Below are 13788 nucleotides of genomic sequence, written 5' to 3'. Positions count from 1 at the left end.
GTTTTTGTGTTGTAACTATTTGATTTTTAGATTTATAAGTGTATTTTTTAATTTGGCATACGATTAGCAACCCGAAATAAAATCATAACAATATGTTTAGACTGAACTTAAAAATCGCCCTACGGAATCTTTGGAAATACAAGGGCTATACTTTTATAAACATAGCCGGATTAGCTATAGGATTGGCTGCATGTCTACTTATTTTTATTTTTTTAAGATATCAGACGAGTTTTGATAAAGGCTACCAAAATGAGGACAGGATCTATAGAGTAGTATCATCATGGACATACCCTGAAGGTGAATTCTACAGTAAAGGTGTACCCAGGCCGCTTGCAGCTGCTGTACGTAATGATTTTCACCAAATGGAAAAGGTTGCCGCTATACAGGAGGCATCGGGCATTATTAAGGTAAAAGCAACCGGAAGCAAGCCTGAGATCAAAGAAACATCACGTATTTATTATACCGAACCTCAATTTTTTGATATTATTAAAGTTAATTGGCTCGATGGAGAACCCCATCAGGCATTGTCTGCACCTAATACTGTTGTGCTTTCCCGTAAACTGGCCGACAAATATTTTGGACAATGGAAAAATGCCGTTGGCAAAAGCATAAATTTTGATAATAAAACAGATTTTAAGGTAACCGGTGTAATTGAAGACTTTCCTGATAACAGCAGCTTCCCTGTTGAAGTTGTAGTCTCGTACTTGACTTATAAAGATGAAAGCCTTACCAGTTGGGAATCTGTTACTTCCAGCTCTGAATGCTATGTGTTGTTAAAAAAAGGTGTAGATGCTGCCAGTCTGGAAGTGCCAATGCAAAAGTTTATTGCAAAATATTATGATAAAACTAATGTTGGTAAAGAACATCATATTTTTCAGCCATTAACGGAAATACATTACAACGAGGTTTACAGTAATTTTGCTTACAAGATAATGCCAAAAGGGCAAATAATTGGTTTAATTGTTATAGGCGTATTCTTATTGTTAACTGCCTGTATAAACTTTATTAATCTGGCAACTGCCCAGGCAATTAGCAGATCTAAAGAAGTGGGTATTCGAAAAGTGATGGGTAGTTTACGCAAACAGCTGATATGGCAATTTTTAAGTGAAACAACCCTGATAACAACAATAGCTTTATTAATTGCATGTGTTTTAACAGAATTGGCTTTGCCTGGTATGAGAAATCTGTTTAGCGGAGAGATTAATTTTAGCCTGTTTGGCCATCCTGTAATATTCATTTTCATGATTGCCCTTATTTTAATTGTGAGTTTCCTTGCAGGTTTTTATCCGGCATTGATCATATCAGGTTTTAGCCCAGCCCTGGCAATAAAAAATAAAATAAGTGCCGCCAATGTGGGTGCTTTAGGGCTAAGAAAAGCATTGGTAGTTATACAGTTTGCAATAACAGCTGTATTAATAATTGGTACGTTGGTGGTGGTAAATCAAATGCAGTTTATGAGAAATCAATCATTGGGATTTGATACTAACGCAATTGCCCTGGTCGATGTGCCTTCAGATAGTTTAAGTCAGCTTAAATTTGGATTGTTAAAAGATAAAATATCAAAAATTGCAGGGGTAAAGAGTGTAAGTTATTGTAGTGCAGCCCCATCATCGGGAAACAATAATACTTCAAGTTTTAAGTATAACAGTACTAAAGATGAGAACTTTCAATTGAATGTTAAGGCAGCAGATGAAGATTATACCAAAACTTTCTCATTAAAACTTATTGCAGGCAGAACATTGTCAAAAAGTGATACTATTAAAGAATTTGTTGTCAATGAAACATTACTAAAGAAACTGAACATTACTAATCCAAATGATATTCTTGGAAAATATATCAGAACGCAGGGGCATCAAGCTCCTGTGGTTGGGGTAGTTAAAGACTTTAATAACTTCTCACTTCATGATAAAATTGAGCCTACAGCAATTTTTTCAGTTATCTGGGCATACAACACTATTGCAATAAAGTTAGATCCAAGGGAAATGTTGCCTGCTATGAAGGCCATAGAAAAAGAGTGGAATAATACACTCCCTGAATATGTGTATAAAGCCGATTTTATGGACAATCAAATCAGCTCATTCTATGAAACAGAACGTGTAATGGGGGTACTGTTTAAACTTTTTGCCGGAGTAGTAATCTTTATTTCATTTATCGGTTTGTTTGGGTTAATTTCTTTTATAGCTACTCAAAGAACAAAAGAAATTGCCATCAGGAAAGTTCTTGGAGCATCAACAATTGAGTTGATTAAAATGCTAAACAGTTCCTTTTTATGGATGGTACTTATTGCCAATCTTATTGCCTGGCCGGTTGCCTATATATTTGCTTCTAAATGGCTCGATGGGTTTGCATACCGTATCCCGCTAAGCATCTGGCCTTTTGTACTGGCAATGTGTATTTCGATATTAATTACCTTGATTACAGTGAGTTTGAGGTCGTACAGAGCTGCACACACCAATCCAATTGATGCCTTAAAATACGAATAGAATTAAATGCCCTCGCTATGTTCAAATTAAACTTAAAAATAGCACTCCGCAACCTTTGGAAAAACAAGGGATATACCTCAATCAATGTAGGTGGCTTAGCAATTGGTTTGGCCAGTTGCATGGTTTTGTTACTTTATGTGGCATACGAATGGAGCTACGACAAACAGTTTAAGAACTATGATAAAACTTACGTAATATATCTTAATTCTGTAAGCAGTACTGATATAGTTAGTTATGGCTACACGCCGGGTCAAATGGCCGGAGAAATCAGAGAAAAAATTCCAGGGATAGCTTATGCATCACATTCTTCGTATCCCTCCAATGAACTGTTAAGCTATAAGCAAAACAACTTTAAAAAGTCAGCTGTTTACGCAGACCCATCATTTCTGAAAATATTGGATTATAAGTTTATAAAAGGTAATCCTATGAAAGTATTGCAGGAAACAAATTCAGTTATACTGACCCAGACAATGGCTAGAAATTTATTTGGGAATGAAGATCCAATTAATAAGATTGTAAAATTTCAAAATAATGAGCCATTAAAAGTAGAAGCTGTAATTGAAGATGTTCCGAAAAACTCAACTATTCAGTTTGATTACCTGATGCCCTGGTCATTATATGAAAAATTAAATTTATGGGTAAAAAAAGCTAACTGGGGTAGCAATTCCTTTCTCACCTTAATACAATTGAAAGACAATAAATACCTGGATAATGTGAACGGTCAGATAAAAGACATTTACAAACGTAATTTGAAAAATTCCAAAAATGAAGGATTGGTACATCCTTTATCTAAATGGCACTTGTACGATAGATTTGAAAATGGAAAATCAACCGGTGGTAAAATAGATCAGATCAGAATTTTTATTGTTTTGGCTTTTTGTATTTTGCTAATAGCTTGTGTTAATTTTATGAACCTTTCTACTGCCAGGTCAGAGAAAAGATCAAAAGAAGTTGGCGTACGCAAAGCTATTGGATCATCAAGAAAATCACTTGTCGGACAGTTTCTTCTTGAATCCATGGTGCTTTCCCTTCTGGCTATGCTGGTTGCTTTTACTTTAATAGAAATAAGCCTGCCGTATTTTAACAACCTGCTCAATATTCAATTAGCTATTAATTATCAAGATTGGAAATTTTGGAGCACACTTATAGGTTTAACCATAATTACCGGTTTTATTGCCGGGAGTTACCCGGCATTTTATCTTTCTTCATTTGAACCGGTTAAAGTATTGAAGGGGTTTAATGCAACAAGAGGCTCATCAATATCAGTTAGAAAAGTATTGGTGGTATTTCAGTTCGTATTTGCAGCATGCTTAATTGTTTGCACTGGCGTGATTTACCAGCAATTAAATTTTATTAAGAACAAGCCCATAGGCTATAACAGAAATAACCTTATAGAAATACCTGTTCAGGGCAACTTAAAGGGGAAAGAGAAATTGGATGTTGTGAAGGATGAGCTTTTAAGGTCTGGTGCTGCCACCTCAGTAACTTATTTTAGCCATAGTTTAAACCAATTTGGAGATGCCACTTTTGATTTTAGCTGGCCGGGTAAAAATCCAAAAGACCTGATCTTGTTTAACTACAGAGGAGCCGGCTATGATTTTACCAACACAATTGGTGCTAAAATTATTGCAGGAAGAGAATTTTCATCAGGATTTGTAGATACCGTAAATGTTCTGGTTAATGAGACAGCCGTTAAAATAATGGGGCTGAAACAACCTATAGGAACCGTAATAAAATGGGACGATACTCCGATAACAATAGTAGGTGTTATGAAAGATTTTGTAATGGAATCTCCTTATCAAAAAGTTAATCCCTTGGTGATATATAATCCAACAAGTAATTATAATTACATCATAGCGAGACTGAATCCCAATCAGAATCTTAGTAATTCAGTTGCCACGATAGAGGGGATCATTAAAAAGTTTAATCCGGATTTTCCTGTAGATCACAGATTTGTGAATGATGATTTCGAATTAAAGCTTCAAAACGAGAAGCTGTTAGGAACACTGTCTAACTGGTTCGGTGGTTTTGCCGTATTTATTTCCTGTTTGGGTTTATTAGGTCTAGCCTTGTTTATGGCAGAACAACGTAAAAAAGAAATCAGTATTCGGAAAGTTCTGGGCGCAAGTACTGCAAATATCCTTACTCTTTTAAATAAAGACTTTATTAAGCTTGTTGCCATCGCAAATCTTATTGCGTTCCCACTCGCTTTTATCATTATTAATCACTGGCTGTCTGCATACAGTTTTAGAGTAGCCATATCAATATTGCCATTTGCTATTGCTGTTGCACTCTCATTTCTGATTGCAATTTTAACAGTTAGCATACAATCAATAAAAGTGGCAAAATCTAACCCTGTTGATGCTTTGAAATACGAATAATAAGGATTGTTCATTATTGTACGAGGTCTGTTCGATAATGAACATGTATTGTTTTTTTTGTGTTGTAACTTATTGATTTTTAGGTTTGTATGTGATTATATTAATTTGGCATACGATTAGCAATCTCAAACGAAATCATAACAATATGTTTAAACTGAACCTAAAAATTGCCTTGAGGAACCTTTGGAAACATAAGGCATATGCACTTATAAACATAGCGGGACTTGCAATTGGTATGGCAAGCTGTATCCTCATATTTATTTTTATAAGATATCAGCTTAGCTTCGATGATCAGTTTGTAAACAAGAATCGTATATTCCGGATAGTAAGTAACTGGGAAAGCAAAGGAAGTGTTGATGCATCTCAGGGAGTACCTGTTCCGCTTTCAAAGGCGATAAGAAATGATATATCCCAATTTGAAAAGGTAGCGGCAATTCAAAGTACAGGGGGTGTTGTTATGGCACTTGACCAGACGGGGAAAACTACATTTAAAGAAGATATACGTGTTTTTTACACACAACCAGAGTTCTTTGATATCTTCGATTTTACATGGCTTGCCGGAATACCGCAGCAAGTTTTAAACCAGCCTAATACTGTTGTGCTATCAGAAGAAAAAGCAATAAAATATTTTGGGACCTGGCAACAGGCACTAGGGAAAACAATACGTTTTAGAAATAAAATGGACTTGAAAGTAACCGGTGTATTTAAAGAATTACCTGAAAATACTACATTAACTTTAAATGTACTTATCAGTTATGCAAACTATCCATATAAAGACAGCGATAACTGGGGATCTGTAGGCTCAAGTTCCGAATGTTATGTGCTCTTAAAAAAAGGAATTGATATAAATTCGCTTGATGGTGCATTGGCTCAATTCAATAAAAAATATTACAAAAACGACTCCGATGGAAGTCGGCAGTTTCATACATTTCAACCTCTGAAAGATATCCATCAGAATAGCCGTTACGGTAACTTTTCGGGCAAAAGTATTGAGAAGAGGGAAATCTATAGCTTATCAGTCATAGGGGCTTTCTTACTGCTTACAGCTTGTATTAATTTTATAAATCTGGCCACTGCACAGGCTGTAAGCAGATCAAAGGAAGTTGGTATCAGAAAAGTGATGGGAAGCAGACGCAAACAGCTTGTGATGCAGTTTTTAGGCGAAACGCTTACTATAAGTATCATTTCAGTATTGATAGCCTGTGTGCTTACAGAATTTGCTTTGCCATATATGCAAAATCTTTTTGATGAGCAGATCTCGTTTAGCATGATTACCCATCCTGTAATCTTTGTTTTTCTGATCGTGTTAGTGCTTGTTGTTAGTTTCCTTGCAGGCTTTTACCCATCGTTAATCATGTCAGGGTTTAGTCCTGCTCTAGCCATAAAAAATAAGGTTGCCGCAGGTAATGCAGGTGGTTTAGGTTTACGTAAAATATTGGTAGTGATTCAGTTTACCATCACCATAATTCTTATCATATCTACCCTTGTGGTATTAAAACAAATGAATTACATGCGGCAGCAGCCATTAGGGTTTAATCCTGATGCAGTTGCTATGGTGGGCCTACCCGGCGATAGCTTAAGCCAGCTTAAATACACCAATTTAAAAGAACGGATACTTACTATACCTGGTGTCAGTAATCTGACTTTTTGTGACGTTCCTCCATCATCTAATAACATTGTAGAGAATAATTTTTCCCTTAATAATATTAAAATCAAAGATTTTCAGGTGAGAATGATGCATGCCGATTTTAAGTATTTTGAGACATTTGATTTGAAGTTAATTGCAGGCAAGCTCCTCACTAAAAGTGATACAGCTAATGGATATGTTGTAAATCAGACCTTTTTAAAAATGATGAACATTAAAACCCCGGAAGAGATATTGGGTAGAATAATGAGCATCCATGGTCGCGGATTCCCAATTGTTGGGGTAATTAAGGATTTTAATGATAAATCACTTCGTCAGTCAATTTCACCTATTGCTTTTTCTTCCCAAAAGAATGAGTATTACAACATGGCCATAAAAATGGATAGCAAGCAAATAATGCCGGCGATGAAACAAATTGAGAAGTTGTGGAATGAAACTTTTTCTAATGATGTTTATAACTCTCAGATTCTAAATGACGATTTAAATAATTATTATAACACCGAGCGTGTTATGGGGGTATTGTTTAGAGTATTTTCTGCCATTATCATCTTCATTTCTTTCATTGGTCTTTTCGGACTTATCTCCTTTGTTGCATCTCAGCGGACCCGGGAGGTAGCCATCCGTAAGGTATTAGGTGCATCTAATTATGAGTTGGTAAGGATGCTAAATGGTTCCTTTCTCTTGATGGTGTTTTTGGCTAATCTGGTGGCTTGGCCTGTTGCTTATATATTTGTGAGTAAATGGTTAAATGATTTTGCCTACAGAATACCACTAAGTATCTGGCCTTTTGCAATAGCTATGATTATTTCAATGACGATTACATTTATTACAGTGAGTTTGCGATCTTACAAGGCAGCGCAAACCAAGCCAATTGATGCCTTAAAATATGAGTAGAGACATTTTAAATACACAATCTTATGATAGAATTAAAAAATATAGAGAAGTATTACGCTAACAAAGGTGTAAAAAGTTACATCCTTCGTCACGTAACCACAAGTATAAAACAGGGTGAATTTGTTTCCATAATGGGGCCTTCAGGTGCCGGGAAATCTACTTTGCTTAATATATTGGGGATGCTCGAAGAACCTACTTATGGGCAATATGAATTTATGGGCGAAGATGTAGTCGCATTAAATGAACGTAAGCGGATCGAACTGTACCGTAACCACATTGGCTTTGTGTTTCAGGCCTATCACCTAATCGATGAAATGACGGTAGCCGAAAATATTGAAGCCCCATTATTATATAAAAAAGTTCCGGGTTCTGAACGCAAAAGCCGTGTAGCAGATATTCTGGATAGGTTTAATATGGTTGCCAAAAGCGATCTTTTTCCCAATCAGTTATCAGGAGGACAACAACAGCTTGTAGGTATTGCCCGTGCGTTGGTAGCTCAGCCATCTATCATTTTGGCCGATGAGCCTACAGGCAACCTGCAATCTGCACAGGCATTACAGATCATGGACCTGTTTAAAAAGTTAAATGAAGAGGAGGGGATTACCATTGTTCAGGTTACCCATTCCGAAGTTAATGCTGCCTATGGTAGTCGTATCCTGCACTTATTAGATGGTGTTATTAAAGAAGATATAACTGTTCAGCAAACTGTTTAAAGGATATCTGATAAGTCATGTTCAAACTCAATCTTAAAATAGCGTTTCGTAACCTCATAAAAAACAGGGTTTATACTGCAATCAATATCGGAGGACTAGCCTTAGGTCTCACTGGATTTGTATTGCTACTATTGTATATTAATCACGAAAATAGCTATGATAGATGGGATCAGAGACTAGAAAATGTTTATCAGATCAGAGAATTTCATAATCTTTCTACCCCTGATAATAAACCACATTGGCAGGAACTTAATAATTCCAGAAATGCAGCGATGCTCAAAAAAAGTATTCCTCAGTTTAAATATGTTACTAAGGTTGATAACGATTGGGGTGATAATTATTCTATAAAAACCGAGCTTGCTGACCCCTTAATATTAAAGGGATTTGTTAATACTGATTCTCTATTCTTTAAGGTATTCTCATATAAGTTTCTGCAGGGCAACGAAAATAATGCATTACAATCTCCTAATTCACTAGTTCTGAAGCATAGTACTGCAAAGTTGTTATTTGGTACTGATGAAGCTTTAGGAAAAACAGTTAAGATGTTGACGTGGCAGGGTGATCCTGGCACAACTTATACTGTTACAGGTGTGGTTGAAGATCCCTCTGTTCCGGAAAGCCTTAAGTTTAATGCAATAATGCATAACGGAGAAAGGGAAAAAGACCCTGAGAATTTGAAAGTCACCACCCACTGCAAAATATACGGTTTAGTAAATACGTCAATAGATACAAATGCGCTAAATAAAACAATTAACAGTGCTCATTTAGATTATAAAAATCAACTCTATGGTGAAACACAAAATAAAGCTCTTTCTAAAGGTAAACGCGTTCCGAGTTTAAAAATTATCCCTTTAAAAGATGTACATGCTAATCCTCCCTTTGCAAGAAACTGGATTGATAAAGTTAAGCCTGTAGTAGCATTATCTATATTTTTATTGTTGATATCTGTCATCAATTTTATTAATCTTGCCACAGCTCAATCTGTACAAAGAGCCAAAGAAGTTGGTGTTAAAAAGGTGTTAGGGACAAGTAAGAATCAGCTTATATGGCAGTTTCTTTTAGAGGCGGCTATTCAAAGTATGCTGGCTTTATTTGTTAGCATTGCACTTGTTGAACTGTTACTGCCCGCTTTTAGTAGTAATTTTGATGTACAGCTTAGCTTTTGGCACAATACAAACCTGGTGATAATATTATTGCAGCTGCTGTCGGTCTTTATTATAGTTACCTTGTTGGCAGGTTTGTATCCTGCCGCTGTACTGTCTAACTATAATCCTATCGCGGTATTAAAAGGAAATTATGAAAATAGTTTTAAAGGCATTGCTTTAAGAAACGGCTTAGTTATTCTCCAGTTCGTAATTGCAGCAACGTTTATAATCTCTATTGGTGTAATGCAATCACAAACAAATTTCTTAGTGAATAAAGATCTTGGTTTTGATCGTTCTCATCTCATCAATATATCGACCAATTATAATGACCAACTTGCCAAAAGGATAAAAAAAATACCTGGAGTTGAATACGTTGCCACTACAACCCAGGTAATGGGAAATACGTTTAACGTTTCTGAAAAAGTAGTGTATAAAAATAACACCTTTGACTTCAATACCGTAACAGTTACCATGGAAACATTGCCAGCTTTGGGCGTACAACTGGTTAGTGGTAGGCTGTTCTCCAAAGAGTATAAACAGGATACAATAAATACGGTTGTTTTAAATGAAGCAGCCGCAAAATTACTTGGTGGAAATATTGTTGGTCAGGACTATGATGTACCAGACGAAAAGAAAAAATATACCTTCCGCGTCGTTGGAGTGATCAAAGATTATAATAATGAAGGTTTTGATAAAACTGTTTTGCCTACAGTTTATAAGGTTACCCATTTGGGCGGGATGTCTAGTACAAATAATCTTATAGTCCGTTTCAATGCGGATAATTACCAACATATGATTGAGTCAGTAAGGTTGGAGTGGGCGAAGATTTATCCGGATTTTCCAATGATATATACCTCTGGCGAAGATGCTTTTCAGGCGCAGATACTTTCAGACAAACGTTTCATGAAAATGATTACGATCTTTAGTGCCTTTTCAATATTACTTTCTTTGCTTGGTTTATTTACCTTATCCGCATTTGTTTCAAAACGGAGAACAAAAGAAATTGCAGTGCGTAAAGTGTTGGGCGCATCGAATTTGCAAATCGTCAATATGTTGAATCGTTCCTTTTTGATCATGATCATAGTGGCAAATCTAATCAGTTGGCCAGTTGCTTATATCATTATGAATAAGTGGCTCCAAGGATTTGCCTATCGGGTTGATATGCCGTTCGCCCCATTTGTACTTGCCACTGTTATTTCTTTAATAATAGCGCTATTTACAGTAAGTATACAGGCCAGAAAAGCTGCGGTTAGTAATCCGGTAAAAGCATTGAAATATGAATAATTAAGCTCAATATCATGTTCAAACTCAATCTTAAAATAGCGTTTCGGAATTTATTAAAGCACAAGACCGCTTCGCTGATCAATATCAGCGGGCTTGCCATTGGTCTTGCAGCAAGCTTATTGTTGTTGCTTTATGTACAATACCAATGGAGCTATGACAAGCAATTTGGGAATAGTGAAAACACTTACCACCTCATGGCTAATTTTTACGGTGCCGATAAAAGTATTACAGGAACCACACCACAAGTTTCCAATGTGCTTCCGTTAGTGCTAAAAGAAGAGCGCCCCGAGATAGAACACATCAGTAGGGTATTGTGGGCCAGCAGAAGATTAGTAGCCAATGGGCAAAATTCTTTTAAGATAGATGGACGCTATGCAGACCCAGGCCTGTTGCAAATATTTAAGTTTGATTATCTGAGTGGCAATCCCGAAAAAGCATTTGACGATCCAAACTCCATTGTACTTACAGAAACTATAGCAAAGCGCTTATTTGGCAGCGCCGATGTACTTAACAGGACTGTTCGTTTTGAAAATCAGGCTAATCTGAAGGTTACTGCGGTAATTAGGGACCTTCCGCCAAACTTCACTTATGGATTCGAATGCCTTACCCCCTGGAAACTCTACGAAAATCTGAACAAATGGCCAGCAGAACCTAATTGGGACAATTATTCGTACTTTACACTGCTTACACTTAAGAATGGCACTGATGCCAACACCTTCAACCAAAAGATAAAAAACACCATTGCTCAGAAAACGGGCACAAAGACGCTTGAGGCTGCTCCATTTGTATATCCTCTTGAAAAATACCACCTGTACGGCCACTTTACTAACGGCGTAGCCGATGGCGGCCAGATAGAACAGGTGCGGATCTTCATTATACTCGCCTTAGGTATTCTTGCTATAGCGTGTATCAATTTCATGAATCTCTCTACAGCCAGATCACAGAAACGTGCTAAAGAAGTAGGCATCAGAAAAACAATAGGAGCCAGCCGTGCATCATTGGTAATGCAGTTCTTGTTCGAATCATTTATCCTAACTATAGTTAGTGTGGTACTTGCAATAGTGATGGTTGAATTATTCCTGCCCGCATTTAATGGTCTGTTGAATACCAAACTGCAAATCAATTATGCGAATCCCGCGAACTGGTTTGCAGTAACCGGAATGATCGCATTTACCGGATTAATGGCCGGTAGCTACCCTGCCTTTTTCCTTTCATCCTTTAACCCTGTTCAAACTTTAAAGAAAGCTGTAACAGTTAAAAACAACTTTAGCCTCAGCTTTAGGCAAGTGCTCGTTATCATCCAGTTCGGTTTTGCAATTGTTCTTATAGTGGCAACAATGATTCTTTATCAGCAATTACAATATCTAAAAAACAGACCTCTGGGATACAATACCAATGCCCTGGTCGAGATGCCTCATGAAGGAAACCTTTATCCCAAATTTGATCAGTTCAAAAACAGGCTCCTAAACTCAGGTGCAGTAACTGCAGTCGCCCAGTCGTCCGGTAGTATTGCCTTTCAAAATTCGAATACAAGCGGACTAGAGTGGAAGGGTATGAAAATAGAAGATAAGAAAATGTCATTCGACATTATTCAGACCACTCACGATTTCTTAAAAACAAATGACATTAGGTTAATTGCCGGACGCGACTTTAGTAAAGACCATGCCTCAGATTCATCTGGACTAATGCTCAATGAAACCGCCGTAAAACGGATGGGACTTAAAGATCCAATTGGTGAGCAGGTTTTTTTTAATGGCAAGCAAAGGCCTGTTGTTGGCATATTTGCTGATGTAGTGTGGGATGAGCCGACCAAAACATTGCATCCTATGGCTATAGTATTTAATGCAGACAATAGTGATGTGATTACAATGAGGCTAAACACCACACACGACATTCACGGAAGCATTGATCAGATCACCAAAATCACAAAAGAACTGAACCCCGATTTTCCTGTAGAGATCAAATTTGTAGATAGTCTGGTAGCTGAGAAATTTGAGCATGAACAGATGTTGTCTGTCATATCTAATCTCTTTGCAGGTCTTTCCATATTCGTTTCCTGTCTTGGTTTATTTGGCTTGTCAGCTTTTAGCGCCGAACAGCGTACCAAAGAGATTGGCATACGTAAAGTACTTGGCGCAAGCCTTACAGGTATTATAACCCTGTTGTCAGTAAGCTTTGTTAAAACGGTTATAATAGCTATGGTGCTGGCTATGCCAATAGGATATCTGATTATGGAGAACTGGCTGGTGCAGTTTGATTACCATGTTTCTATTGGCCCTCTGGTTTTCATTCTTACCGGATTATCAAGCGTTTTCATTGCGTTGGTTACCGTAAGCTGGCAGGCATATCGTGCTGCAAAGACAAATCCAGTTGATGCATTGAAATACGAATAAGTACCTAGTAAAGTAGCAAAGTACCTATCTTTGCACTATGCAACGCAGCTTTACCGATCAGCTAAATAGAGAAATCGTAATCCACTACCCGACAAAGCGGATTATCTCTTTAGTACCTTCTCAAACAGAGTTGTTATTTGAGCTTGGGCTTGATCAGGAAATTATTGGGCTTACAAAATTTTGTATCCATCCCATAGAAAAGTTTGCAGAGCGCACCAAAGTAGGTGGAACCAAGAAGTTGAACATTCAGCTAATAAAGGATTTAGATCCTGATCTCATCATTGGAAATAAAGAAGAGAACGAGCAATTGCAAATTGAAGAACTGATGGAAGATTATCCTGTATGGATGAGTGATATTTATACTTTAGAAGATGCCAAAAAAACCATTAGCCAAATAGGGGAACTGGTGAACAGGGAACCCGAAGCTGCTTACTTAAATCATCTGATAACAGCAGGCTTTAACGATCTTCAAACCCTGGCTGTACAAAATAGAATCAATAAAAAAGTTGCTTATCTGATCTGGAAAAAACCATATATGTTAGCTGGCTCAAATACCTTTATAGATAATATATTGGCATTAAACGGCCTTAGTAATGTAATTAAAAAGAAAAGGTATCCGGAAATTGAATTGAATGAGCTTGCCCAGCTAAAGCCCGACCTGATATTTTTATCCTCAGAGCCTTATCCCTTCAAAGAAGAACACCTTGAAGAAATAAGGGCCATAATACCTGAGGCTAAAGTAATGTTAGTGGATGGAGAGATGTTCTCCTGGTATGGTAGCCGACTGGTTAAGGCAGTTCAATACCTTTTTCAGCTTCAAAAAGAACTTTACTAACCAGCCGGTAAGGTT

Annotated in this window: 7 protein-coding genes; all 7 read left to right on the top strand. The window is 37.0% G+C overall.

Annotated elements, in window-relative coordinates; translation table 11 throughout:
• Positions 1-92: 92 nt before the first annotated feature.
• Positions 93-2483: an ABC transporter permease gene (locus tag CPT03_RS11700; protein ID WP_099439021.1), complete on the top strand. Its 2391-nt coding sequence runs from the start codon at positions 93-95 to the stop codon at positions 2481-2483.
• Positions 2484-2500: 17 nt separating this feature from the next.
• Complete coding sequence (locus CPT03_RS11695) at positions 2501-4864, top strand: ABC transporter permease (RefSeq protein WP_099439020.1); 2364 nt, start codon at positions 2501-2503, stop codon at positions 4862-4864.
• Between the two features lie 145 nt (positions 4865-5009).
• Entirely contained in the window at positions 5010-7403 is a 2394-nt protein-coding gene (locus tag CPT03_RS11690; RefSeq protein WP_099439019.1) for an ABC transporter permease, read from the top strand.
• Between the two features lie 23 nt (positions 7404-7426).
• Positions 7427-8116, top strand: coding sequence for an ABC transporter ATP-binding protein (locus CPT03_RS11685; RefSeq protein WP_099439018.1), 690 nt, complete (start codon positions 7427-7429; stop codon positions 8114-8116).
• A gap of 17 nt (positions 8117-8133) precedes the next feature.
• Complete coding sequence (locus CPT03_RS11680) at positions 8134-10545, top strand: ABC transporter permease (protein WP_099439017.1); 2412 nt, start codon at positions 8134-8136, stop codon at positions 10543-10545.
• A 14-nt stretch (positions 10546-10559) separates the two neighbouring features.
• Entirely contained in the window at positions 10560-12938 is a 2379-nt protein-coding gene (locus CPT03_RS11675; RefSeq protein ID WP_099439016.1) for an ABC transporter permease, read from the top strand.
• Positions 12939-12975: 37 nt separating this feature from the next.
• Positions 12976-13773: an ABC transporter substrate-binding protein gene (locus CPT03_RS11670; RefSeq protein WP_099439015.1), complete on the top strand. Its 798-nt coding sequence runs from the start codon at positions 12976-12978 to the stop codon at positions 13771-13773.
• The last annotated feature ends 15 nt before the right edge of the window (positions 13774-13788 follow it).

It is taken from the genome of Pedobacter ginsengisoli (genome assembly GCF_002736205.1).
GTDB classification, from domain to species: Bacteria; Bacteroidota; Bacteroidia; order Sphingobacteriales; family Sphingobacteriaceae; genus Pedobacter; species Pedobacter ginsengisoli_A.
The sequence above is the reverse complement of the archived record's forward strand: the minus strand, read 5'-3'. Positions and strand labels throughout refer to the sequence as shown.

Excerpts from the sequence above, each read along its gene's own strand:
- CPT03_RS11700 (WP_099439021.1), top strand. The coding sequence starts at position 93 with ATGTTTAGACTGAACTTAAAAATCGCCCTACGGAATCTTTGGAAATAC.
- CPT03_RS11695 (WP_099439020.1), top strand. The coding sequence starts at position 2,501 with ATGTTCAAATTAAACTTAAAAATAGCACTCCGCAACCTTTGGAAAAAC.
- CPT03_RS11690 (WP_099439019.1), top strand. The coding sequence starts at position 5,010 with ATGTTTAAACTGAACCTAAAAATTGCCTTGAGGAACCTTTGGAAACAT.
- CPT03_RS11685 (WP_099439018.1), top strand. The coding sequence starts at position 7,427 with ATGATAGAATTAAAAAATATAGAGAAGTATTACGCTAACAAAGGTGTA.
- CPT03_RS11680 (WP_099439017.1), top strand. The coding sequence starts at position 8,134 with ATGTTCAAACTCAATCTTAAAATAGCGTTTCGTAACCTCATAAAAAAC.
- CPT03_RS11675 (WP_099439016.1), top strand. The coding sequence starts at position 10,560 with ATGTTCAAACTCAATCTTAAAATAGCGTTTCGGAATTTATTAAAGCAC.
- CPT03_RS11670 (WP_099439015.1), top strand. The coding sequence starts at position 12,976 with ATGCAACGCAGCTTTACCGATCAGCTAAATAGAGAAATCGTAATCCAC.